This is a genomic window from Arthrobacter sp. 01T425 (genome assembly GCF_056398725.1).
In genome coordinates this window covers 267,305-290,675 of record NZ_JBFTPY010000001.1, presented here as the reverse complement: position 1 = coordinate 290,675, position 23,371 = coordinate 267,305, and the positions used below count along the sequence as shown (strand labels likewise).

The 23,371-nt window shown below is 67.9% G+C and carries 19 protein-coding genes; 6 read left to right on the top strand and 13 right to left on the bottom strand.

Annotated elements, in window-relative coordinates:
- Window positions 1–47 precede the first annotated feature (47 nt).
- From AC1DNG_RS01395 to aspS, 3 genes are all read right to left on the bottom strand, one after another.
- The gene (locus AC1DNG_RS01395; RefSeq protein WP_476886462.1) at window positions 48–1,781 is read right to left on the bottom strand and encodes a DUF222 domain-containing protein; all 1,734 of its coding nucleotides are present in this window, start codon (window positions 1,779–1,781) and stop codon (window positions 48–50) included.
- 121 nt (window positions 1,782–1,902) lie between these two features.
- Window positions 1,903–2,745 carry a GNAT family N-acetyltransferase gene (locus tag AC1DNG_RS01390; RefSeq protein ID WP_476886461.1) on the bottom strand — a complete coding sequence of 281 codons (843 nt, stop codon included), beginning with the start codon at window positions 2,743–2,745 and terminating at the stop codon, window positions 1,903–1,905.
- A gap of 95 nt (window positions 2,746–2,840) precedes the next feature.
- The gene (gene aspS / locus AC1DNG_RS01385) at window positions 2,841–4,625 is read right to left on the bottom strand and encodes an aspartate--tRNA ligase (RefSeq protein WP_476849310.1); all 1,785 of its coding nucleotides are present in this window, start codon (window positions 4,623–4,625) and stop codon (window positions 2,841–2,843) included.
- Between the two features lie 123 nt (window positions 4,626–4,748).
- On the opposite strand from aspS, the gene AC1DNG_RS01380 reads away from it, so the two are divergent.
- Window positions 4,749–6,128 (top strand): APC family permease, encoded by a 1,380-nt coding sequence (locus AC1DNG_RS01380; protein ID WP_476886460.1) that lies wholly within the window; start codon window positions 4,749–4,751, stop codon window positions 6,126–6,128.
- Here AC1DNG_RS01380 and hisS read toward each other — a convergent pair.
- Window positions 6,125–7,465 (bottom strand): histidine--tRNA ligase, encoded by a 1,341-nt coding sequence (gene hisS / locus AC1DNG_RS01375; protein WP_476886459.1) that lies wholly within the window; start codon window positions 7,463–7,465, stop codon window positions 6,125–6,127. The two genes, AC1DNG_RS01380 and hisS, sit on opposite strands and share 4 nt — an antisense overlap.
- Window positions 7,466–7,743: 278 nt before the next feature.
- Between hisS and AC1DNG_RS01370 the strand changes: the two genes are divergently transcribed.
- The 3 genes from AC1DNG_RS01370 to AC1DNG_RS01360 all read left to right on the top strand — a co-directional run bounded on the left by AC1DNG_RS01370 (window position 7,744) and on the right by AC1DNG_RS01360 (window position 11,097).
- Window positions 7,744–8,550 (top strand): peptidylprolyl isomerase, encoded by an 807-nt coding sequence (locus AC1DNG_RS01370; RefSeq protein WP_476886458.1) that lies wholly within the window; start codon window positions 7,744–7,746, stop codon window positions 8,548–8,550.
- A 61-nt stretch (window positions 8,551–8,611) separates the two neighbouring features.
- Window positions 8,612–10,288 carry a DUF349 domain-containing protein gene (locus AC1DNG_RS01365; protein WP_476886457.1) on the top strand — a complete coding sequence of 559 codons (1,677 nt, stop codon included), beginning with the start codon at window positions 8,612–8,614 and terminating at the stop codon, window positions 10,286–10,288.
- Window positions 10,289–10,404: 116 nt separating this feature from the next.
- Window positions 10,405–11,097, top strand: a complete 693-nt coding sequence (locus AC1DNG_RS01360; RefSeq protein WP_476886456.1) for a hypothetical protein — start codon at window positions 10,405–10,407, stop codon at window positions 11,095–11,097.
- Between the two features lie 27 nt (window positions 11,098–11,124).
- Here AC1DNG_RS01360 and AC1DNG_RS01355 read toward each other — a convergent pair whose 3' ends face one another.
- From AC1DNG_RS01355 to pdxT, 9 genes are all read right to left on the bottom strand, one after another.
- Window positions 11,125–13,443, bottom strand: a complete 2,319-nt coding sequence (locus tag AC1DNG_RS01355; RefSeq protein ID WP_476849343.1) for a RelA/SpoT family protein — start codon at window positions 13,441–13,443, stop codon at window positions 11,125–11,127.
- Between the two features lie 215 nt (window positions 13,444–13,658).
- Window positions 13,659–14,678, bottom strand: coding sequence for a protein translocase subunit SecF (gene secF, locus AC1DNG_RS01350; protein WP_476886455.1), 1,020 nt, complete (start codon window positions 14,676–14,678; stop codon window positions 13,659–13,661).
- The gene (gene secD / locus AC1DNG_RS01345) at window positions 14,679–16,454 is read right to left on the bottom strand and encodes a protein translocase subunit SecD (protein WP_476849316.1); all 1,776 of its coding nucleotides are present in this window, start codon (window positions 16,452–16,454) and stop codon (window positions 14,679–14,681) included.
- A gap of 104 nt (window positions 16,455–16,558) precedes the next feature.
- On the bottom strand, window positions 16,559–16,981 hold the full coding sequence (gene yajC / locus AC1DNG_RS01340; RefSeq protein ID WP_476849317.1) for a preprotein translocase subunit YajC: 423 nt from the start codon (window positions 16,979–16,981) through the stop codon (window positions 16,559–16,561).
- 214 nt (window positions 16,982–17,195) lie between these two features.
- On the bottom strand, window positions 17,196–18,320 hold the full coding sequence (gene ruvB / locus AC1DNG_RS01335) for a Holliday junction branch migration DNA helicase RuvB (RefSeq protein WP_476849318.1): 1,125 nt from the start codon (window positions 18,318–18,320) through the stop codon (window positions 17,196–17,198).
- Window positions 18,313–18,957: a Holliday junction branch migration protein RuvA gene (gene ruvA / locus AC1DNG_RS01330; protein WP_018773177.1), complete on the bottom strand. Its 645-nt coding sequence runs from the start codon at window positions 18,955–18,957 to the stop codon at window positions 18,313–18,315. Before ruvA ends, ruvB begins: the two co-directional genes overlap by 8 nt.
- Before the next feature lie 125 nt (window positions 18,958–19,082).
- Window positions 19,083–19,661: a crossover junction endodeoxyribonuclease RuvC gene (gene ruvC, locus AC1DNG_RS01325; RefSeq protein WP_079554348.1), complete on the bottom strand. Its 579-nt coding sequence runs from the start codon at window positions 19,659–19,661 to the stop codon at window positions 19,083–19,085.
- A gap of 49 nt (window positions 19,662–19,710) precedes the next feature.
- Entirely contained in the window at window positions 19,711–20,466 is a 756-nt protein-coding gene (locus AC1DNG_RS01320; protein WP_223916716.1) for a YebC/PmpR family DNA-binding transcriptional regulator, read from the bottom strand.
- Between the two features lie 3 nt (window positions 20,467–20,469).
- Window positions 20,470–21,171, bottom strand: coding sequence for a pyridoxal 5'-phosphate synthase glutaminase subunit PdxT (gene pdxT / locus AC1DNG_RS01315; RefSeq protein WP_476856804.1), 702 nt, complete (start codon window positions 21,169–21,171; stop codon window positions 20,470–20,472).
- A 103-nt stretch (window positions 21,172–21,274) separates the two neighbouring features.
- On the opposite strand from pdxT, the gene AC1DNG_RS01310 reads away from it, so the two are divergent.
- A complete protein-coding gene (locus AC1DNG_RS01310) occupies window positions 21,275–22,564 on the top strand; it encodes a MurT ligase domain-containing protein (protein ID WP_476856805.1) in 1,290 nt (429 codons plus the stop codon).
- On the top strand, window positions 22,561–23,367 hold the full coding sequence (locus tag AC1DNG_RS01305; RefSeq protein ID WP_476858407.1) for a type 1 glutamine amidotransferase: 807 nt from the start codon (window positions 22,561–22,563) through the stop codon (window positions 23,365–23,367). Before AC1DNG_RS01310 ends, AC1DNG_RS01305 begins: the two co-directional genes overlap by 4 nt.
- Window positions 23,368–23,371 lie beyond the last annotated feature (4 nt).

The following is a 23,371-nucleotide window of genomic DNA, read 5'->3' as shown; positions in this document are numbered from 1 at the left end:
GCCGCAGCTGCTCTTCGGGCGCCAACGTAAGTGTGACCGGGGGTAGATCACACACAGTGGAACAGGCCGCCGTCCGCGGAAAGACTGTCCGCGCGTGCTGGCCAGCCCGGATCGTCCGTTTCCGTGTCGGCAAATGGGTGCCCGGCGATGAATTGGTGCCAGTCCGGGAACGGGTCCGGAGGCAGTTCAATTTCGGGCTCCGGAACGGGATTCTGGCCGGGATGGCAGTCCGGAAGCGGTTCCGGTTCGCAACGATGTCCTGGATACGCGGGCAAGCCTCGATCCGGGCCCGTGTCGGGGCCGGGTTCCGGGCCGGGTTCGTCCGTGGCCTGGATGTGGGGCAGCCAGTCCTCGGGCCAGTGGGGTGGTTCCCAGTCCTGGTGTTCGCTGGGATAGTGCCGTCCGGACGGTGAGGTCCAGCCCGGCGGGTGGTCCCTGCTGGCCCGGTCCGGTGTCCAGGCGGAGGCGTGTTTAAGCCGGTGGTGTTTCGGGCAGGGCTGGCCCAGGTTCGAGATGCCGGTGGTGCCGCCGTCGGCCCAGGCCAGGAGGTGGTCTGCCTCGTTGTCCAGGGAATGGTTGCCGCAGCCGGGGAACGGGCACCGGCCGTCGCGGAGCCGGAGCCAGTGGCGCTGGGCCGCCGTGAGCCGGTAGCTGGTCCGTCCGATTTCCAGCGGAGCGCCGTCCCGGGGGTCGGTCAGGACGCGGTGGAAGGAACCGGCGCCCTCGGCGATGAGGCGGCGGGCCATCGAGGGCGGGATCGGCCCGTGCCCGTCCAGGACGGCCGGTTCGTCGGTGGCGCCGAGCAGGGACAGGACCGGGACGGTGACCAGGACCTGCGCCCGCGGGACCGGAACAAGCCCGCCCGCCCCCGCACGAGCTTCCGCCCCGGTACCGGTGCCGCCGTCGTCCGATCCAGCACCCGTGCCGGTGCCGGTGGTGAGGAGCCAGGTGGCGGTGATGTCGGCGCGGAGCTGGGTCAGGGTCCGGGGCTCGTCCGGGCCCTGGAGGGCGCGGGCCGCCGCGGTGGCCCGGTCCCAGATCCCCGCGGCGGTGTCGGCCGGGAAATAGGCCGAGAGCCAGGCCATGCCGTCCCGGTCCGGGGTGTACTCGACCCGCCGGTCCGCGGCGCTCGTGGTGTGGCGTTCCTCGATGCCGGCGGGGTGGTGGCGTTCGCGCCAGGCGCGGGCCTTGGCCCTGAACCGGGACGGAACGAGGTCCCCGGCCGGGCAGCCGCGGGCCGGGTTCGGCGCGGCAGGGTCCAGGAAGTGCGCCTCGAGCCCGGCCGCCCCGGCCGCATCCAGGCTGCTGGTTTCGTCCACGAGGATCCGTGCGTGGGCCCAGGAGATCGCCCCGGACTCAAGGGCGGCCAGGGTCAGCGGCAGCGCCGACATCAGGGCCCGGGATTCGGCAAGCAGGGTTGCGGCGGTGCGTTCGCTCACGGTCAGGACACAGGCGACCTCGGCCACCAGTGCCATTTCCTGGACGGCGCGGTCCCGCGGGGACGGCGCCGGCGGCGCCAGGAACCTGGTTGCCTGCGCGTAGTCGGCGGTCAGCCGCACCCTCAACGCGGCCGTCCGGGCCTCCATCCGGGCGACCTCGGCCAGCCCGTCCAGACAGGCATCCGCCCGCCGCCACAGCGGATCGCCGTCTCCCACCGGGTCGGCAGCAGGCGCATCGTCGCTAGCGGCCGATCCGGCCAAGGCAGCCAGCGCGGCAACCGAGGCGGCGACGGCCTCTATCGCCGCACCGCTCTCCGCGCTCAACACTGTCCTGCTCTCCACACTCAGATCATCTCAGGAGGCACCGACAGAAATAGCGACACGGGCTGTCCTCGTGGGTGAGCATTAGCCGGAGGGACATCCCGCGACACCGGAGAGCCCTTAACGGCGGGAGCCGGAATCCTTAGCAGCCGGTCAGGTGCCGCTTCGGCCTGTCCTGACGGTAGAGGTAGCGGCCGGCTTCACGGAACCCTGTTCGCGCGTACAGCTCACGGGCACCTGCGTTGGAGGCCATGACCAGCAGCCAGTACCCCGCCAGGCCGCGGGCCCCGCCCTCGTGCAGCAGCGCCCGGACCACCCGGCCGCCATAGCCCCGACGCCGTGCATCCGGACGCGTTGCCATGCAGTACAGCCCGCCCCACCCGGGCCCGGACGGGCCGGTGTTGGGCAAGGCGAGGCGTGCGACGGCGGCTGGCGCGCCGACGTCGTCCCGCACCAGAGCGTACAGCGAGGGGCACCCTTCGAGAATGCCGCGGGCCACGGCGAGCTCGTCCGCTCCCCCGCGGCCGTCGACGCTCCACCACAGCTCCAGCCATTCCGCCGACGGCCCGGCCGAAATTTCCACGGCAGGTTCGGGGGCGCCGGGCCCGACGCCGGACTCCACGCCGGACTCAGCACCGGGAACATGGACCAGCACCAAGGTTTCGGACTGCCGGGTGAACCCTTCGGCGTCGAGCACCGCGTTGAGCGCCGCGTGGCGTGGGCCGTCAAAAATTTGGAAGATGAGCGGAAGCCGCCGGCTGCGGTACCAAAGCCGCGCGTCACGGACTGCGGCGAGCTGCCGGTGCGGATCCTCGCCGGGATCCCTCGGCCAGACCGAGTTCGCCCGCTGGGTCACCCCTGACGCCGCCCGCAGCACCCACCCGCCGGATTCCTCGCGCTCCGCGGCAGGCCACGCTGCATCCATCAGCGTCTCCAGCCCGGGGATGGATCCAGGAATCATCCCGGGGCGCGGGTCCAGGTTCATCGGGCTACTCCGTCCGGGACGAATGCGGGCAACTAATGACAGACGGCAGGGACTCCCCGGTTGCCCGGGGAGCCCCTGCCGCTGAAGCTCGCAGGCTAGTCCCTGCCGTCCTCAGGCTTCTTGGGCTGCGGCTTGAAGTCGACGCCGGCTTCCTTGCGCTGCTGCGCCGTGATGGGAGCGGGAGCCTGGGTCAGCGGGTCGAAGCCGCCGCCGGACTTCGGGAACGCGATGACGTCGCGGATGGACTCCACACCGGCCAACAGGGCAACCACGCGGTCCCAGCCGAAGGCGATGCCGCCGTGCGGAGGGGCTCCGAACTTGAAGCCCTCCAGCAGGAAGCCGAACTTGGTCTGGGCGTCTTCCTTGTCCAGGCCCATGAGCTCGAAGACGCGTTCCTGGACGTCGCGCTCGTGGATACGGATCGAGCCGCCGCCAATTTCGTTGCCGTTGCAGACGATGTCGTAGGCGTAGGACAGCGCCGATTCGGGATCGGCGTCGAAGGAGTCCATGAACTCGGGCTTGGGCGAGGTGAACGCGTGGTGGACGGCGGTCCACTTGCCTGCGCCGACGGCGACGTCGCCGGAGGCGACCGCAGCGGCGGCCGGCTCGAACATCGGCGCGTCCACGACCCAGCAGAAGGCCCAGTCAGCAGGGTTGATGAGCCCGGTGCGGTGGCCGATCTCGACGCGGGCAGCGCCGAGGAGCGCGCGGGACGGGGTCTTCTCGCCGGCTGCGAAGAAGATGCAGTCACCGGGCTTGGCGCCGACAGCGTCGGCGAGGCCCGCCCGCTCGGTCTCTGTGAGGTTCTTGGCGACGGGACCGGCGAGTTCGCCATCCTCCTTGTATAGGACGTACGCCAGGCCCTTGGCGCCGCGCTGCTTGGCCCACTCCTGCCAGGCGTCGAGGGCCCGACGGGCCTGGGAGGCGCCGCCGGGCATGACGACGGCGCCGACGTAGGGCGCCTTGAAGACACCAAAGTTGGTGTCCTTGAAGAATTCGGTCAGCTCGGTGAGTTCCTGGCCGAAGCGCAGGTCCGGCTTGTCCGAGCCGTAGCGGGCCATGGCGTCGTGGTAGGTGATGCGCTGGATCGGCGTCGGGATCTCAACGTCGATCAGCTTCCACAGGGCCTTGACGATGTTCTCGCCCAGACGGATGATGTCGTCCTGCTCCACGAAGCTGGCCTCGATGTCCAGCTGGGTGAATTCCGGCTGGCGGTCCGCGCGGAAGTCTTCATCGCGGTAGCAACGGGCGATCTGGTAGTACTTTTCGAAGCCGCCCACCTGAAGGAGCTGCTTGAACAGCTGCGGGGACTGCGGCAGCGCGTACCAGGAACCCGGCGCCAGGCGGGCGGGAACCACAAAGTCGCGGGCGCCTTCCGGCGTCGAACGGGTCAGCGTGGGGGTTTCGATCTCCACGTAGCCGTCCTGGTGGAGCAGTTCGCGGGCCACCCGGTTGGCTTCCGAACGCAGGCGCAGGTTACGGGCGGGGCCGGGGCGGCGCAGATCCAGGTAGCGGTGCTTCAGGCGTGCTTCCTCGCCCACTTCAACGTGTTCGTCGATCTGGAACGGCAGCGGATCCGAGGTGTTGAGGATCGTGACCTTCTCGGCCATGACCTCGATCTCGCCGGTGGGAAGCGCCGGGTTCTCGTTGCCGTCGGGACGCTGGGAGACGGTGCCGACGATCTGCAGCACATACTCGTTGCGCAGTCCGTGGAAGACCTCTTCTTCACGGACCACAACCTGGGCGACGCCGGACGCGTCGCGCAGGTCAACGAATGCGACACCACCGTGGTCACGACGCCGGCCGACCCAGCCGGCGAGGGTTACGGTTTGTCCAATGTGCTCGGAGCGAAGTGATCCGAGGTCATGTGTGCGCAGCACAGCACGCCTTTCTGAAGAAGACAGAGGGAAAATCAAAAGCGATAACAAAACAATGACGTTCTAATATGATCGCTACGGGAACGATCCCGTTCGAGTTTACCCGTTGGAAAGGCCCCTTTTGCCATGGCAACCCGGCGCAACGGAACCCAGCCCGGTGACCAGCCCCTCGGTCAGCACCGCGATCAGCCCGGCGGCCGGCCTGGTCCGCAGCGGCCACCCCAGCGGCTGCAGCGCCGCCTCGGCGTGTTCGATTCCACGGCAATCGGCCTGGGTTCGATGCTGGGCGCCGGCGTGTTCGTCGTGTTCTCCCCCGCCGCAGCCCTGGCCGGGCCGCTGCTGACACTTGCCGTGGCCGTGGCCGGCGTCATCGCCTACTGCAATGCCGTCGCGTCGGCGCAGTTGGCGGCGAGGTACCCCGACAGCGGGGGAACTTACGTGTACGGGCGCCGGCAGCTCGGCCAGTGGCCGGGCTTCATTGCGGGCTGGGGTTTCATTACGGGTAAGACGGCGTCCTGCGCGGCGATGGCGCTGACGTTCGGGCACTACGTGGCGCCGGCCTATGCCACGCCGCTGGCGGTCGCCGGCGTCGTCGTCCTCACCGGAGTTAATCTGCTCGGCATCACGCGGACCGCACTGCTGACCAGGATCCTGCTGGCCGTCGTGTTGGCCACTCTCGTCTTCGTCGCCGTGGCCTCCCTGCTCGGTCCGCACCCGGCGGGCGCCCCCGCGGTGTCGGCGGCGCCGGCCTATCCCGCGCCGCCCTCCGGCGGCGGGGGCGTCCTTCCCGCGGCGGGGCTGATGTTCTTCGCCTTCGCGGGTTATGCGCGGATCGCCACCCTCGGCGAGGAGGTCAAGGATCCCGCCCGTACCATCCCGCGGGCCATCCTGGCCGCACTGGCCGGGGCCTTCGTGATCTACCTTGGCCTGGCCGCGCTGCTGCAGTGGCACCTGCCCCCGCAGCAGCTGGCGGGTTCGACGGCGCCGCTGCTGGACGCGGTGGCGGTCTCGCGCCTCGGCGCCGGCGTCCCGTTCGTCCAGGCCGGAGCGGCGGCGGCCTGCCTCGGCGCGCTGCTGGCCCTGATCACCGGGGTCGGCCGGACCACGTTGGCGATGGCGCGGGAACGGGACCTGCCCGCCCCGCTGGCCAGGGTGGGCCGCGCCCGCACCGTCCCGTTAACCGCGGAACTGGCCGTCGCGGCCGCCGTCGTGGTCCTGCTGCTGAGCACCGACGTGATGACCGTGGTCGGATTCTCCAGCTTCGGCGTGCTGGTCTATTACGCCGTGACCAACGCCGCGGCTTTCACGCTGGCCGGCCGCCCCTGGCATGCGCCGCGCTGGCTCAATGTGCTGGGCTTCCTCGGCTGCCTGGTCCTGGCCGTCACCCTGCCGCCGGCCTCCGTGCTGTTCATGGCGGCGGTGCTGGCGGCAGGGGTGGCCGGGCGGTTCCTCGTCCTGCTGGTACGCAGGACGCGGGACACTAACGGGCCCGCCCGGAAGTCCTAGCCCGCGGCGATTACGCGCACGTGCAGGTCCTCCTCGGAGGGCGTCCACGAGTCCGGGTCGGCGTCGTACTGCTCGCCCGTGCGGATGTCTTTGACCTGGTGCTTGCCGTCGTCGTCAGTGAACCAGACAAACGGAATGCCGCGACGGTCGGCGAACTTGATCTGCTTGCCGAATTTCTCGGCCTTCGCGGCGACCTCCGTGGCGATGCCCCGGCTGCGCAGCTGCGCGGCGACATCCTGTGCGGCGGCCCAGCTGTCGTCGTTGTTGAGCGTCACCAGCACGGCGGTCGGCACGGAGCGGGTGGCTTTGGCCAGGTCCTGGCTCAGGATCCGCGACACCAGCCGGGTCACGCCGATCGAGAGGCCGACGCCGGGGAACTTGCGGTTGCCCTTGCTCGCCAGGGCGTCGTAGCGGCCGCCGGAGCAGATCGAGCCCAGCTGCTCGTGCCCCACCAGGACGGTTTCCACCACGGTGCCGGTGTAGTAATCGAGGCCGCGGGCGATGCTGAGATCGGCGACGACCCGTCCCGGCGCGTGCTGGACGGCGGCCGCAATGACCTGCTCCAGCTCGTTCAGGCCTTCCTCCAACAGCTCGTTGGTGACGCCCAGCGCCCGGACCTGCTCCACAAAAGACGTGTCCGTGGTGCGGATGCCCGCGAGCTTCAGGGCAGCCTGCGCCTGATCGTCAGTGGCGCCGAGTTCCACCTTGAGCAACTCGGCCACCTTCGCCGGGCCGACCTTCTCGAGTTTGTCGATGCTGCGCAGGACGCCCGCGGTGTCCGTGAGGCCGATCCCGGTGTAGAAGCCCTCGGCCAGCTTGCGGTTGTTGATCCGCAGCAGGAAGTCGGGGATGGGCAGCGCGTTGAGCGCCTCGGCAATCACCAGCGCGATTTCAACGTCGTACCGGAACGGCAGTTCGCCGTCGCCGACGACGTCGATGTCCGCCTGGGTGAACTCGCGGGCCCGTCCCTCCTGGGGACGTTCGCCGCGCCAGACCTTCTGGATCTGGTAACGGCGGAACGGGAACGCCAGGTAGCCGGCGTTTTCCACGACATACCGGGCGAAGGGCACGGTGAGGTCGAAGTGCAGGGCAAGGGCATGCGGGTCAACCTTGGCCGCGGAGTCCTCATCGTCCTGGAGCCGGCTCAGGCCATAGACCTCTTTATCGATTTCCCCCTTGCGCAGCAACTGGCCCACCGTCTCCACGGCGCGGGTCTCGATCGAGGAGAAACCATGGAGCTCGAAGGTCCGGCGCAGCGTGTCCAGCACATGGAGTTCCACCAGCCGCTCCTCGGGAAGCCACTCGGGGAATCCTGACAGGGAGGCTGTGCGTGCCATGGTGAAATTTCTCCTCTGGTTACCACTGCGGTATCTCGTTGCTAGTGCAGTATCTTCGGGCGCGGGCGTCAGGCGGCATTCTCTCTGTCGAAACGTAACGAAGATAAGCGGCAGACCGGCCAGTCGTGCATAAACTGTGTGCGGCAGTCAGTTTATGCGTTCGGCGCCCGCTTCTTCCAACGGAGCCGGACCCGGCGGGACTGCCGGCAGCTTGCTACTGCCACCGTGACGGCGCCTACGGCCCCGTCATGGTGGCGGCCATACAACCAGGAGGACCTTTGGCGGCCAGTTCACGCAGCGCACGCGAGGCGAAGCGGCGCGTCCAGCAGATGGAGGCCAGGCGCGGCCTGCGCCGGGACCAGGACAAGCGCCGCAAGCGCGACAACGTCTTCGCCATCAGCGCCGGCACGGCCGCAATTGGCCTGGCCTTGGTGCTTCAGCTGACCGCCTTCGCCTCAAACCCGACCGAAGAGGAATTCGCGGCCGCGCAGGAGGGACTGAACAGCCCGTCGGCATCCGCCTCACCCACAGCGGCCCCGACGAACGGCGCGAACATCCCCAAGCCGGAGACTGCCGCGGGCAAGACGTTCACGGGCGAGCTCAAGCTGAACCGCGGCACGCTCGGCGTCGAACTCGACGGCACGAAGGCCCCCCAGGCCGCGGCGGTCTTCAAATCCCTTGCCGACCAAAAGTTCTACGACGGCGTCAGCTGCCACCGGCTGACCACGGCGGAGAACTTCGGCGTACTCCAGTGCGGTTCCAAGGCAGGTGACGGCAGCAGCGACCCGAGCTACAGCTGGGGCCCGCTGGAAAACACCCCGACGGACAACAAGTACCCCGCCGGAACCATCGCAGTGGCCCGGACCGGCGGGAACGCCAACGGTAACGGCACCCAATTCTTCATTGTGTACAAGGACACCGTCATTCCAGCGGATGCCGCCGGGGGCTATACGGTGGTGGGCAAGGTGACCTCTGGACTCGACGTGGTGGGCGGTATTGCCGCTGCCGGACTGAAGCCCGGCGACAACGCCACCGACGGCGCACCTGCGGAACCAGTCACGATAGACTCGTTCTCACTGAAGTAACCAGCCGCGGCCCCCAAGGCCCTGGTCCCGGTATTTCCCTCCAAGCGAAAGACTTCTAGCGGTGACAGACAGTCAGAAATCCGACGAAACATTGGCAACAGCAGCTGCCAACGAAACCGAAACCGAGGCGACCCCCGCCGAGAGTGCAGGCGCTGCCGTAGACTCCGACGGCGAGACTGCGGCACCCGAGGCCCCAGCCGCGACCAGCGAGGAACCCGCCGAGGCACCCGAGGCCACTGTGCCCACCGTTCCGGCAGAACCTGCCGAGCCCACTGTGCCGCCCGTTCCGGCAGAACCTGCCGAGCCCGCGGAGACGGCCGAGCCTGTTGACCAAGCTGAAGCCACCGCCGCCCCGGTTCCGACGCCGGGTCCCGCGCCGGCCGCGCGTCCCGCGCCGAGCCCGGCAGCGTTTGCCGGCCGGCCGAAGGCCAAGCCGTCCGCGGCCGCACCGGCTCCGGCCCCGGCGGCCGTGTCCTCCGCAGCTTCACTGGCCGAAGCGGCCCGCTGGGGCCGTGTTGAAGGGGACGGCCACGTCTTCCTGACCGTTGACGGCACGGAATACCCCGTAGGCCAGTACCCGGGTGTCAGCGAGGACGAGGCCCTGGGCTACTTCGCCCGGAAGTTCGAGGACGTCGTGGCCCAGATCGTCCTGCTGGAACAGCGGGTGAGCTCCAAGGCGCCCACCGCGGACATGCAGAAGACCGTCACGCACCTGCGCGAGCAGCTCGCCGAGCGGAACATGGTGGGCGACATCCGCTCCGCCGAGGCCCGGCTGGACGCTCTGGTGACACAGATCGGCGAGCTGGAAAAGGCTGAGAAGGCCGAGCACGACGCTGTCCGCGCCGCTGAGCTTGCCGCCCGCGAGGCCATCGTGGCCGAGGCCGAGGAAATTGCCGGCCACGATCCCGCGCAGATCCAGTGGAAGACCTCCAGCGCGCGGATGAACGAACTCTTCGAGAGCTGGAAGACCGCCCAGAAGAGCGGCGTCCGGCTCGGCCGCAGCAACGAGGACGCACTGTGGAAGCGGTTCCGCGCCGCCCGCACGGTGTTTGACCGGCACCGCCGCGCGTACTTCTCCCAGCTGGACAGCAACAACTCGGCGGCCAAGGCCGCAAAGGAGAAGCTGATCACCGAGGCCGAGGCCCTTTCCTCCTCGACCGACTGGGGTTTTGCCGCCGGCGAGTACCGCCGCCTGATGGATGAGTGGAAAGCCTCACCCCGCGCCAGCCGCAAGGACGACGACGCGCTGTGGGCCCGCTTCCGCGCCGCCCAGGACGTCTTCTTCACCAACCGCCAGGCAGCCAACGACGAGATCGACCAGGAGTACGGTGCGAACCTGGTGGTAAAGGAAGCGCTCCTGGTGGAAGCCAACGAGCTCCTGCCGATCAAGGATCTCGCGGCAGCCAAGAAGTCGCTGCAGTCCATCCGGGACCGCTGGGAAGAGGCCGGCAAGGTGCCGCGCGCCGACATGGGCCGCATCGAAGCCGGTCTGCGGAAGGTGGAGGACGCTGTCCGCCACGCCGAGGACGAAAACTGGAAGCGTTCCAACCCGGAGACGAAGGCGCGCACCAACAGCGCCCTCACCCAGCTGGAGGCCGCTATTGCCGGCCTCAAGGAAGATCTGGCCAAGGCGGAGAAGGCCGGCGACGAGCGCAAGATCAGGGCCGCCCGGGAAGCCCTCGAGGCACGCCAGGCCTGGCTGGAGCAGCTCGAGCGCTCAGCGAGCGAACTCTCCTAGGCACACGGCACCCCAGTACGAAGTACACCAGCAGGTCAGTCCAGGCCCCGTTTCGGTTATCCACATGACCGGTACGGGGCCTGTTCTATGTCCGGGGAACCGGGAACGATGGCGGAATGGTAATCATGCCCCGCGCTCCCACCGCTCCGCCGGATCCGGGCCGGCACGCCCTGGTGCCGGGAGCTCCGGTGCCGGGGACTCCAAGTCCAGGTCCGGGGCCGGAACACTGCGAGCTCTACTCCCCCGGCGCGCTGTTCTCCTGGCCGGAGCTGCAGGCCATGGCCGCCGACGGCGTGCTGACGCAGCTGTATCAGCGCGGCTACCTGCCGCCCGGATCCCATGCCAGTCCCCAGCTTCGCGCGCGGGCCGCGGCCCTGGTGGTGGCGCCGGCGATCCGGCAGCGGGTCGTGGCTGGCCGGATGACCGCGGCATGGATCTATGGGTGTGCCACGGAACCGGACCGCCTGGCGCTGCTGGTTGACGCCAACCGGCGGATTTCCAGTCTGCGGTCCGTGCGCGGCTGCACCTTCCACGAAGTTCGGCTGGGGCCGTTCGACGTCGTGAGCATGGGAGGCCTGATGGTGTCCAGCCCGCTGCGCACGGCGGTGGACGTGGCGATGCACGTGGACGCGGAGCGGGCCGTGCCGGCCCTCAGGGCGCTGTTGGCTCGTGCCGAGCTGGGCGTCCGCCTGCGGCTGCTCAGGCTCGCCGTGGAGGCGAGTCCGCGCGTTCCGCATAAGCGGGCGGCCCTGGCGAAGCTCGCCGCCCTCGCGGCAGAGCCGGAGGCGCCAGAAGATCCCGTCCAGTAAGCCTGGACCGAGGCCTGAACTGCCGGGTCAGCTGCGGCGGCGGTTTCCGGTGGTGCGGTACACGTCGAAGACGCCGTCGATCCTGCGGACCGCGCTGAGCACGTGGCTAAGGTACTTCGGGTCGCCCATCTCGAAGGCAAACTTGGAGATTGCCACCCGGTCCGTGGACGTGTGCACGCTCGCCGCCAGGATGTTGACGTGGTTTTCCGAGAGCACCCGGGTGACGTCGGAGAGCAACGATTTGCGGTCCAGCGCCTCGACCTGGATCTCCACCAGGAACACGCTGGACTGTGTGGGGGCCCAGTCCACCTCCACGATCCTGTCCGGCTGGTCCATCAGGCCGCTCACGTTGGTGCAGTCGGTCCGGTGCACGGAGACCCCGGAGCCACGGGTGACGAAGCCCAGGATCGGATCCGGCGGGACCGGCGTGCAGCACCGGGCGAGCTTGACCCAGACGTCGTCCACGCCGCGGACAACGACGCCGGAATCGGAGAACCGGGCCTTGCTGACCTGGGTGGGGATGGAGACCTCGGTGAGGGCATCGTCCGGGTGCTCATTCCCGCCCAGGCTCTCCACCAGGCGTTCCATCACGGACTGGGCGGAGGTATGGCCGTCGCCCACGCCGGCGTAGAGCCCGGAGATGTCAGCGTATTTGAAGTCCTCTGCGATCGCAGCGAGGGCGTCGTGGGTCATGAGCCGCTGCAGTGGAAGGTTTTGCTTCCGCATCGCTTTGGTCAGGAGGTCCTTGCCGCGGTCAATCGCTTCCTCGCGGCGTTCCTTGCTGAACCATTGCCTGATCTTGTTCCGGGCCCGGGCACTCTTGACGAAGTGCTGCCAGTCCTGGCTGGGGCCGGCGCCTTCGGCCTTCGAGGTGAAGATCTCGACCCAGTCGCCGTGGTTCAGTTCGCTGTTGAGCGGAACGAGCTTGCCGTTGACGCGTGCGCCGATAGTCCGGTGGCCCACCTCGGTGTGCACGGCGTACGCGAAGTCGACGGGCGTGGACCCGGCGGGGAGTGCCATGACCTCGCCCTTGGGGGTGAAGACGAACACTTCCCGGGCGTTGATTTCAAAGCGCAGGGAGTCAAGGAATTCGCCGGGGTCCGACGTTTCCTGCTGCCAGTCCACGAGGGAACGCAGCCAGCCCATGTCGCCGTCGCGCGGGCTGCCGGGGCCGGCCGCCGTCCGGTTCGGCTGGTCCTTGTACTTCCAGTGCGCGGCGACGCCGTACTCGGCCCGCCGGTGCATCTCGTGGGTGCGGATCTGGATTTCCACCGGCTTGCCGCCGGGACCGATCACCGTGGTGTGCAGCGACTGGTACATGTTGAACTTGGGCATCGCGATGTAGTCCTTGAACCGCCCGGGCAGGGGGTTCCAGCGCGAGTGCATCGCGCCCAGGGCCGCGTAACAGTCCCGGACAGAATCGACCAGGACGCGCACGCCCATGAGGTCGTTGATGTCGTCGAAGTCTTTGTCGCGGACGATCATCTTCTGATAGATCGAGTAGTAGTGCTTTGGCCGCCCGGTGATCGTGGCCTTGATCTTCGCGGCCCTGAGGTCCTCGGTGATCTGGTTGCGGATGACCGCCAGGTTCTTTTCGCGTTCCGGGGTCCGGTCCCCCACCATGCGCACGATTTCCTCGTACACCTTGGGGTAGAGGGCAGCGAAGGACAGATCCTCCAGCTCCCACTTGATGGTATTCATGCCAAGCCGGTGGGCCAGCGGCGCGAAGATTTCCAGCGTTTCCCGGGCCTTGCGGGCCGAGGACTCAGCCGAGACAAAACGCCACGTGCGGGCATTGTGGAGCCGGTCGGCGAGTTTGATCATCAGGACGCGGATGTCCTTGGCCATCGCGACGACCATCTTGCGCACGGTCTCGGACTGGGCCGCCTCACCGAAGCTGACCTTGTCCAGCTTCGTGACGCCGTCCACCAGCATGGCCACTTCCGGACCGAACTCGGTCTTGAGGTCGGCGAGGGTGTAGGACGTGTCTTCGACGGTGTCGTGCAGCAGGGCCGCGGCCAGCGTGGTGCCGCTGAGGCCGAGTTCGGCGAGGATGGTGGCCACCGCGACGGGGTGGGTGATGTACGGGTCGCCGCTCTTGCGCTTCTGGCCCCGGTGGCAGCGCTCGGCGACCACGAAGGCACGCTGGATGAGATCGAAATCCTCTTTGGGGTTGTTGGCGCGCACAGTGCGCAGCAACGGCTCCAAAATCGGCGAGTAGGCCGGAGTGCCACGGCCCGTCAGCCGGGCAAGGCGGGACCTCGTGCGCTCGCGCCGGCCGGGAAAAGTGGGCCGGGCACCGGAGTTGTCCACCGGCACGGGAACATCGGGGCGTCCGGGAACCACCAGGCCAGTCTGTGAACCCTGGCCTTGGCCCTTGTCCGCAGGTGCCTCCGGCACCGGCGTCGAACGTTCTTCCAATGGAGCACCTCTCGCGACCGGTTAATTATTCAAGTGTATTCCCGCAGCAGGATACTTCGATAACCGGCGGGGATACGGCGACGGGCCGGAGGCCGTCGAAAACGACGGTCTCCGGCCCGTTTGTGGCCGCTGGGGACGGTTCAGGCCGTGGCGGGCGACGCCGGCGACTCGGCCTTGGCTGCCGCGTCAGCACGCCTCTGTTCCACCCGTTTGGCCTGCTTGACCAGGTCGGGTTCGCCCTGCCGCAGCGCGGCGTAAAGCGGAGCCGCGATGAAGATCGTGGCGGCAGTGCCCACCAGGATGCCCACGAACAGCGCCAGGGACAGGTCCCGCAGCGTTCCGGCACCGAGCAGCCCGGCCCCGATGAAGAGGATCGCACCGACCGGCAGGATGGCCACCACCATGGTGTTGATGGACCGGACCAGGGTCTGGTTGATGGCGAGGTTGACCTCTTCGGCGAAGGTCCGCCGGGTGGAGGCCTGCATGTCCGAGGTGTTCTCCCGGATCTTGTCGAACACCACCACGGTGTCGTACAGCGAGTAGCTGAGCACCGTGAGGAAGCCGATGATGGCCGACGGCGTTACTTCGAAGTCGCTGAGGCCGTAAACACCGGCGGTCACGAACATCGTGACGGCCATGCCGACAAGTGCCGAGAGCGACATCTTCCAGGTCCGGAAGTAGAGCGCCATCAGGACGGCGGCCAGGCCCACAAAGATTGCCAGGCCCATCAGCGCCTGCTTCGTGACGTCCGCACCCCAGGTGGGGCCGACGAAGGTCGAGGTGACTTCGTTATCGGTCACGCCGTAGGCCTTGGTGAGGCCTTCCTTAATCTGCAGCGTCTCGTCGTCGGAGAGCTTGTCCGTCTGGATGCGCATGGTGGTACCCGCGACGTTAGCCACGCGCGGCACGGATCCCGACACGACGTCCTTGACGGCCTTCTCGCCGAGGGAGGCCTCGGTGGTCGTGACGTTGGAGACCGTGAACTCGGAGCCGCCGCGGAACTCGATGCCGAGGTTGAACCCACCCTTGGCGACCGGGATCAGGATGGAGAGGGCGACGGCGATCCCGGCAATCAGGAACCACAGCTTCCTGTAGCCGACGAAGTCATACGAGCGCTTGCCCGTGTACAGCTCATTGCCGAATGTTGAGAAGTTGACCATTTACTTGCCCTCCTTGGACGCGCTCTTGGAGGTACCGGCGAGCTGTGCCTGTTGTGCCTGATCCTGCTTTTCGGCGAGGCGGCGTTCTGCAATGGTCATCCGGCGTTCTGCCTCGGCGGCGGCGCCGGTGTTCTTCGCGCGCACCACTGCCACGGGCTTGTCCTCCGGGGTACGGACCCGGCCGGCACCGCGGTACAGCGGGACGGCGCCGAGGCGCTTCGGGTCCAGGCCCGAGAACCGGTGGCCTTCGCCGAAGAACTTGGTCCGCGCCAGCAGCTGCAGGGTGGGGTGGGTGAACATGAAGACGACGATGAGGTCGGCGATCGCGGTGAGGCCGAGGGTGAACGCGAAGCCGCGGACGTTGCCCACTGCCACGAAGAACAGCACGACGGCGGCGAGAAGGTTCACGGCCTTGGACGCGAGGATGGTGCGCTTGGCCCGCTTCCAGCCGTTTTCGACGGCCGAGACCAGGCCGCGGCCTTCGCGGAGCTCATCGCGGATGCGTTCGAAGTAGACGATGAACGAGTCGGCTGTCTGGCCGATGGCCACGATCAGGCCCGCGACGCCGGCGAGCGAAAGCCGGTAGTTTTCGGTCCAGCCGAGGATGGCGATGGCCAGGAACGTCAGCACCCCGGCGATCACGAGGGATGCCACGGTCACGAGGCCAAGGGCCCGGTACTGGAACAGCGAGTAGACAAACACCAACAGGAGGCCGATCACGCCGGCGAGCATACCCATGCGGAGCTGCTCACCGCCGAGGGTTGCCGAGATCTGCTGTTCGCTCTGGATTTCGAAGCTGATCGGCAGGGCACCGAAGCGGAGCTGGTCGGAGAGGGCCTTGGCCGACTCCTCGGTGAATCCGCCGGTGATCTGCGGCCGGCCGTCGGTGATGACGGCGAGGGAGCGCGGGGCGGAGATGACCTGGTCGTCCAGGACGATTGCGAACTGGGATTTCGGATCCGAGCCGGTCTGGCCGCCGCCGGCGGCGTAGAACTGGTACAGGCGCTCGGTGATTTCCTTGAACTTGGTGGTGCCCGCGTCATCGAACTGGATGTTGACGGCCCATTCATTGGTCACGGCACCCTGGGCGCCGCGCTGCAGCTGGAACGAGGAGGACTTGATGTTCGAGCCCTTCACCTCCACCGGACCGAGGATGTACTTGATGGCCGGCGACTTGGCCGAGGCCGGCTCGCAGGTCACCAGCGGCTTGGTCGGGTCGGAGCGCTGCTGCTTGTCCTGGGAGGGGTTGTCGCAGTCGAGGGCCTCGAACTGCTTGTAGACCTCGGGGGTAATCCAGTTCTCGTCGCTGCTGTTGGCGGGCGCGGCTGTCGGCTTCGGCAGCTGGGCATCCGGGGTCCTGGAGGCGGCGGGGACCGCTGCGCCGGGGCCGGTCTGGATGACCGGGCGGAAGTTCATGTCGGCGGAAGCCTGGATCAGCGCACGGGTTTCCTTGGCAGGGGTTCCCGGGAGGCTGACGACGACGTTGCGGCCGGACTGCGTGCTGATTTCCGCTTCCGCGACGCCCGAGCCGTCCACGCGCTGGCGAATGATCGCCACGGCCTGGTTGAGCTGGTCTTCGGTGATACCCGAACCGCCCTCAACCTTGGGCGCCAGGATCATCTGGGTGCCACCTTCAAGGTCCAGTGCGAGCTTTGGAGCCCAGCCCGCCTGGCCGGCCATCGTGCCGCCCGCCAGGACAGCCGTCATGGCGGCGATGATTACGCCAAGCCAGACCAGCATCCTGATGGCTGAGTTTTTGGGGCCAGTTCGTGCCATTGTCGATCTTTCTATTATTTACGGCGGATCCGCCGGCGCGGGCTCTGGGCCCCGCCGACGGATGCCCGCAACCGTTGCTTCGCGGGATAGCTCAGGTAGGCAGACTAGCTGTCTTTTTTGCCTTCGTCGTTGAGGCGGCGCAGGGTTTCCTCGGGCGTTTCGGTGCGCGGCGCGTCGTGGACGGGGGCGCTGGCGTCGGTCCCCTCAGCACCCAGCTTCTCGGTGGTCAGCGAGGACGCGTCGTCGGGAACGACCGTGGGCTCCTCGGCGGCGACAACCGGCTCCACAATTTTGGTGACGGCCTGGCGGTGCACCGTGGCCGTGTTGCCCGGGGAAAGCTCAAGCGTGACCTTGTTCTCCGCTTCGTCAATGTCGACGATCCGGCCGAACAGCCCGAAACTCGTCATGACCTCGACGCCCGGGCCGAACTTCGACTGGAGCTGCGCCTGCTGCTGCTGCGTTTTCTTGTTGCGGCGGAACATCATGAAGACGAACACGCCAAGCATCACGAACAGGAGAATTGTCATTAGATCCAAGGGGAAAGTTCCGTTCTGTACTTGCATAGCTGTTTTTCAGCAACGTCCGTTTGCTCCTGACGGCGCGGGCAGGGGTCTGCGCAGCAAACTGGCCGCGAGACCGTCCCCCAGACCGCCGGCGGCTACCTGCTCTCCGCCCACGGAAACAAAACCCGGACGTGCCGAGCGTCATACCAGTCTAAAGGGAAAAGCTGAAAGAACGGTGCTAGCGGCTGTTTCGGATCCACTGAGGATCGGTTTCTTCGCCGAGATCCCCACCGGACCCGCCGATCGGGCTCTCGCCCGGCTCGTCGGCCTGGAACAGTTCCAGCGGGTCCTGGCCGAAGGCGCCGGCCGGAATGGCGAAGCCCAGGTGCGTCCATGCCGGCGCCAGGGCTATCCGGCCGCGCGGCGTCCGGCCCAGGAGTCCTTCGCGCACCAGATAGGGCTCGGCGACCGTTTCCACGGTCTCCGTTTCCTCGCCGACGGCGATCGCGAGCGTGGACAGGCCTACCGGGCCGCCGCCGAACTTGGTGATGAGGGCCTCGAGAACGGCACGGTCCAGCCGGTCCAGGCCCCGCTTGTCCACCTCATACATGTCCAGGGCCGCGGAGGCCGCCCGCGCGTCGATTTGCTCGATGCCGTGCACAAGCGCCCAGTCCCGGACCCGGCGCAGGAGCCGGTTGGCGATGCGCGGCGTGCCCCGGGACCGGCCGGCAATCTCGCTGAATCCGGCGGAGTTGACCTTCAGGTCCAGCAGGCCGGCGGAGCGGCGCAGGACCAGTTCCAGCTCCTCGACGGAGTAAAACTCGAGGTGGCCGGTGAAACCGAACCGGTCCCGCAGCGGGCCGGGAAGGAGGCCGGCCCGCGTGGTGGCGCCGACGAGCGTGAAGGGCGGCAGCTCCAGCGGAATGGCCGTGGCGCCGGCGCCCTTGCCGACGACGATATCGACGCGGAAATCTTCCATCGCCATGTACAGCATTTCCTCGGCCGGCCGGGACATGCGGTGGATTTCATCCAGGAACAGGACCTCGCCCTCAGAGAGTGAGGACAGGATGGCCGCAAGGTCGCCCGCGTGTTGGATGGCCGGGCCGCTGCTGATCCGCAGCGGAACGTTCATTTCGGCGGCGATGATCATGGACAGTGTGGTCTTGCCCAGGCCGGGAGGGCCCGAGAGCAGCACGTGGTCCGCGCTGCGCCCACGCATGCGCGAGGCCTCCAACACGAGGGAGAGCTGCTTGCGGACCCGGTGCTGGCCCACGAAGTCGTGCAGGTTCTTGGGCCGCAGGGCGGCTTCGATGACCCGCTCCTCCGGTTCCTCTCCCCCGGCGACGATCGACGGCTCAGCCACGCGCGCCTACCCGGTTCCCGGCGCGGGCGCCGTCCTGGCCCAGCCAGCGCAGCGTCGCGCGGAGAATCTCCGCCACATTGCCGTTCGCCGCGAGGTCCGGGGAATCGGCAAGGGACTTGTCGATGCTGGCCGTGGCATCCTTTTCGGACCAGCCCAGGCTGGTCATCGCGGCCACCACCTGCGGCTTCCAGACGGATTCGGCGGACACGGCCGCGACAGGCGCGCCGGCGGTGCCGTGCGGCACAAGCTTGCCGGCTAGTTCGAGCACGATCCGGCCGGCCACCTTCGGTCCGATGCCGGGGACCTTCGTGAAGGCCTTGCCGTCGCCGGAGTGGGCGGCCACCCGGATGGCTTCGGGCTCGTGGACGGCCAGCACCGCCAGTGCGAGGCGGGGACCGACTCCGCTGACGCTGAGGAGCACATCAAACACCTCGCGTTCGTCATCGCTGGCGAAGCCGAACAGGGTCAGCGAGTCTTCCCGCACGATCAGGGACGTGAATAGCTTTCCCTCCTCACCCACCCGGAGGCCGCTGAGGGTCTGCGGTGTGGCGTTGACGCTCATGCCGGCGCCGTTGAGGTCGATCACGGCGGAGGACAGGCCAACATGCGCAACGGTTCCACGAAGAAAACTGATCAAGGCCGGGCTCCTGGTCTAACTGGCGTCTACAACTGGGTGATGAAAGAACGTACAGCCGGGCACGCCGGCTATCCGAACATATCTACGAATACCCTACCAAGCCCCGCGGCGTCACAGCCGGACATTCAGCGCGCACGGCGCGCTTTTGCCTCCGCGTCCGCCCACGCCCGCTGCGCCGGAGTGAGGGACTGGCTGCCCGGCCCAGTCGTGGCTACGGCGGCCCCGCTGCCGGCCCGCCAAGCGTGGGTGATGGCCAACGCTAGGGCGTCGGCGGCGTCGGCAGGGCGCGGAGGCGCGTCCAGCCGGAGGATCTTGGTCACCAGCTTGGTGACCGCATCCTTGTTCGAGGTCCCGCTTCCCGTCACGGCTGCCTTGACCTCGGACGGGGTGTGCAGAGCCACCGGGATGCCACGGCGCGCGGCGGCCGCAATGACCACACCGGAGGCCTGCGCCACCCCCATGACCGTGCTGACGTTGAGCTGGGAAAAGACCCGCTCCACGGCGAGGACCTGGGGTTCGTAGCGGTCCAGCCACTCGTCGATGGACGTGGCGATGACCAGCAGCCGCTGGTCCAGGCTCTCCTCGGGTGAGGTGCCCACAACGCCGAAGGCCACCAAAGTGGCCCGCCGGTTCCGCTCGACGTCGACAACGCCGATCCCGCAACGGGTGAGGCCCGGGTCGACCCCCAACACGCGCAGCGTCACGGTTGGGCCGTCAAGACCGGGCCCCAAAAGTCACGTTTGGGTGAGCGGGTCACTCGGCTTCCAGTGCGGCCTGCACTTCGTCGCTGAGGTCGGCGTTGCTGTACACGTTCTGGACGTCGTCGAGCTCTTCCAGGGCGTCCACCAGCTTCATGAACTTCTTGGCGGCATCAAGGTCCAGCGGCACCTGCATGGACGGCACAAACTCGGCCTCGTCGGTGTCGTACTCAATGCCGGCTTCCGTGAGGGCATCGCGGATGGCCTGGAGGTCGGTCGGCTCGGAGTGGATCTCGAAGCTGTCGCCGTTGTCCTTGACTTCCTCGGCCCCGGCATCCAGCACGGCCATCAGGACGTCGTCCTCGGCCAGGCCGTTCTTCGGCAGCGAGACGACGCCCTTGCGGGAGAAGAGGTAGCTGACGGAGCCGGGATCGGCGATCGTGCCGCCGTTGCGGGAGATGGCGAGCCGGACCTCGGAGGCGGCACGGTTCTTGTTGTCCGTGAGGCACTCGATCAGCAGCGCGGAACCCTGCGGGCCGCGGCACTCGTACATGATTTCGGTGTAATCGACGACCTCGCCGGTGAGCCCGGCGCCGCGCTTGATGGCGCGGTCGATATTGTCAGCGGGCACCGACGTCTTTTTCGCCTTGGTGACGGCCAGTTCCAGGCTGGGGTTGCCGGAGAGGTCGGGGCCGCCCATGCGCGCGGCGACTTCGATGTTCTTGATCAGCTTGGCGAACGACTTGGCCCGGCGGCTGTCAAGGATGGCCTTCTTATGCTTGGTCGTCGCCCATTTGGAGTGGCCTGACATGCTTTACGCTTCTCCTCTGATCATTCGAATAAACAGTTCATGCACGCGCTTCTCCCCCGTCACTTCCGGGTGGAAGGAGGTGGCCAGCAGCTTGCCGGAACGCACTGCAACAATTCTAGCCGTCCCGTCCAGGGATTCGGGGTGGCCGGCTTTGGACGGTTCCACCTGAGCAAGGACTTCGACGCCGTCGCCGACGCGCTCCACCCAGGGCCCGCGGATAAAGACGGCGTGGACCGGGGCCACTGCCCCGCCCGCGGCGCTGAACCCTAACCCCATGAAGTCCAGGTCCGTCTCGAAGGACTCGCGCTGCCGGCCGAAGGCGTTGCGGCGCACGGTGATGTCGAGTCCGCCGAACGTCTGCTGCGGGTTTCCGGCCAGGTCCTTCGCCGGGTCCGCGATCTCGTCCGCCAGCAGGATCATCCCGGCGCACGAGCCGTAAACGGGCAGGCCGGCCTGGATGCGTTCGCGCAGCGGATCCCGGAGCCCGAAGATCCGGGAGAGCTTGTCGATCGTGGTCGATTCGCCGCCGGGGATGATGAGCCCGTCCAGGCCGTCGAGTTCGGCGGGACGCCGGATCCCGACGCCGGCGGCGCCGGCGGCTTCCACGGCATGCAGATGCTCCCGGAAATCGCCCTGCAGCGCCAGGACGCCGATCCGGAGCCCCGTTCCCACGCGGGATTCAGGGGAAAAAGAGGGGGTGGTCATCCCCACAGCATAATGCTCTGCGCCTGCACGGCACGCATGGAAGACGCATGCAACGGCACCGGGCGTCCGGGTTCCATGCCGCTGCTGGGATATATTACAGAGCATGCTTTACTTCAGCGTTCCGCTCGGCAAGTTCGTCCGCCGGGTCTCCCGGCTCAGGGGCGGAGGCTCGGCCCTCCCCGGGCTTGTGGTCGAAAAAATCGACCCCGATTTCATGCGGCGGACGCTGTCCACGCTGCCGCTGGGGGTCGCCGTCGTCAGTGGCACGAACGGGAAGACCACCACCACCAAGATGGTCGTGGAACTGCTCGAAAGCCAGGGACTGAAAGTCTTCACCAACCGCACCGGCAGCAACTTCACCCGCGGCGTGGCCGCGGCCCTCCTGGGCGAGGTCGACTGGCGGGGCCGGCTCGATGCCGACGTCGCGGTCCTGGAACTGGATGAGGCGCATGCCGTCCACTTCGTCAACAAGGTCCCGCCGCAGTACAGCCTCCTGCTCAATGTCCTCCGCGACCAGCTGGACCGGTTCGGCGAGATCGACAAGACCGCCGAACTGCTCCAGCACATCGCGTCCAAGACCACCGGGACCGTGGTCCTGAACCGGGAAGACCCGCGCGTCGCCCGGATCGCCCAGACCCTGGACGGGCCGGAGGTGCTCTACTTCGGGCTCGACGATTCGCTGCTGAGCACCTTCCCCAACGACGACGACATGCGCGCCGCCCCGGGCAGCCCGGTGCCGGCCGCCCCCGCCCGGCCCGCCGCCGACGTCGTGTTGCGCCGCGTGGGCGCCGACGACGCCGATTTCGAGTACGACGGCGCGACGGTCACCACGGGGATGAAACTGCGCGGCGTCTACAACATCTTCAATGCCGCCGCCGCGCTGACCCTGGCCCGCGGCGTCTCCGGCGCCCGCGGCACCGGGACCGACCAGGCCGGCCTGCTCACGGCGCTGTCCAAGGTGGCGCCGGCGTTCGGCCGCGGCGAAAGCCTCGTGGTCGATGGCCTGCCGCTGGAACTGGTCCTGGTCAAGAACCCCAGCGGTTTCCGGCTCGGCCTCAAATCGTTCCCCGCCGCCGGGTACGCCACGATGATCGCGATCAACGACAACTACGCCGACGGCCGGGACATGTCCTGGCTGTGGGACGTCGAATTCGACACGCTCCGCGACGGCGGCGTGGACCAGCTCACGGGCTCCCGCGCGTATGACATGGCGCTGCGGCTGCAGTACGACGACGTCGCGATCGGCGCCGTCGACACGGACATTGCGCCGGCACTGGCAGCGTTCATCCGCGGCGGCGAGGGCAAGCCGAAGAGGATCTTCTGCACCTACACGGCCATGCTGGCCATCCGCCGCGAGCTGTCCAAAATCACCACAGTGGAGGTGGTCTCATGACCCCCGCGTCCCCCGAATCCCCCGAAACCCCGCACGAGCTGTCCTTCGGGCACGAACTTCCGCCCGAAGATTCCGCGGCCCCCAGCAAGGGAACCATCCGGGTCCTGCAGCTCTACCCGCGGGACATGAACATTTACGGCGACTGGGGCAACGCCCTGGTCCTCGCGCAGCGCCTGCGCTGGCACGGCTACACGCCGGAACTGCTCGAGTACAACGTTGGTGACCCGTTCCCGGCAGATGTGGACCTGATTGTCGGTGGCGGCGGACAGGACAGCGGACAGCTCGTCATCCAGGACGACCTCCTCTCGCGCGAGTCCACCCTGAAGCAGATGGCCGACGAGGGCACCCCGATGCTCGTGATCTGCGGGCTGTACCAGCTCTTCGGGAAATTCTTCAAGACCCGGCTCGGGTCGGTCCTTCCGGGCATCGGCATCCTGGACGTGGAAACCCACGGCACCGACGAGCGCCTGATCGGCAACGTCACGGTCTCCTCCCCCGAATTCGGCAACATCCTCGGCTACGAAAACCACAGCGGCCAGACCACACTGGGACCGGGCGTCGAACCGCTCGGGACGACGGCCAAAGGTACCGGCAACAACAGCACGGACGGCCAGGAGGGAGCCCGCTACCGCAACATCGTGGCGAGCTACCTGCACGGCTCGCTGCTGCCCAAGAACCCGGCTCTCGCGGATTTCCTGATCCGGACCGCCGTCGAACGCAAATACGGCAGCTTCACCCCGGGCACGCCGGATGACTCCTACGCGGTGCTGGCGCGGGAACACGCCGCCCGCCGGCCCCGCTGACCCA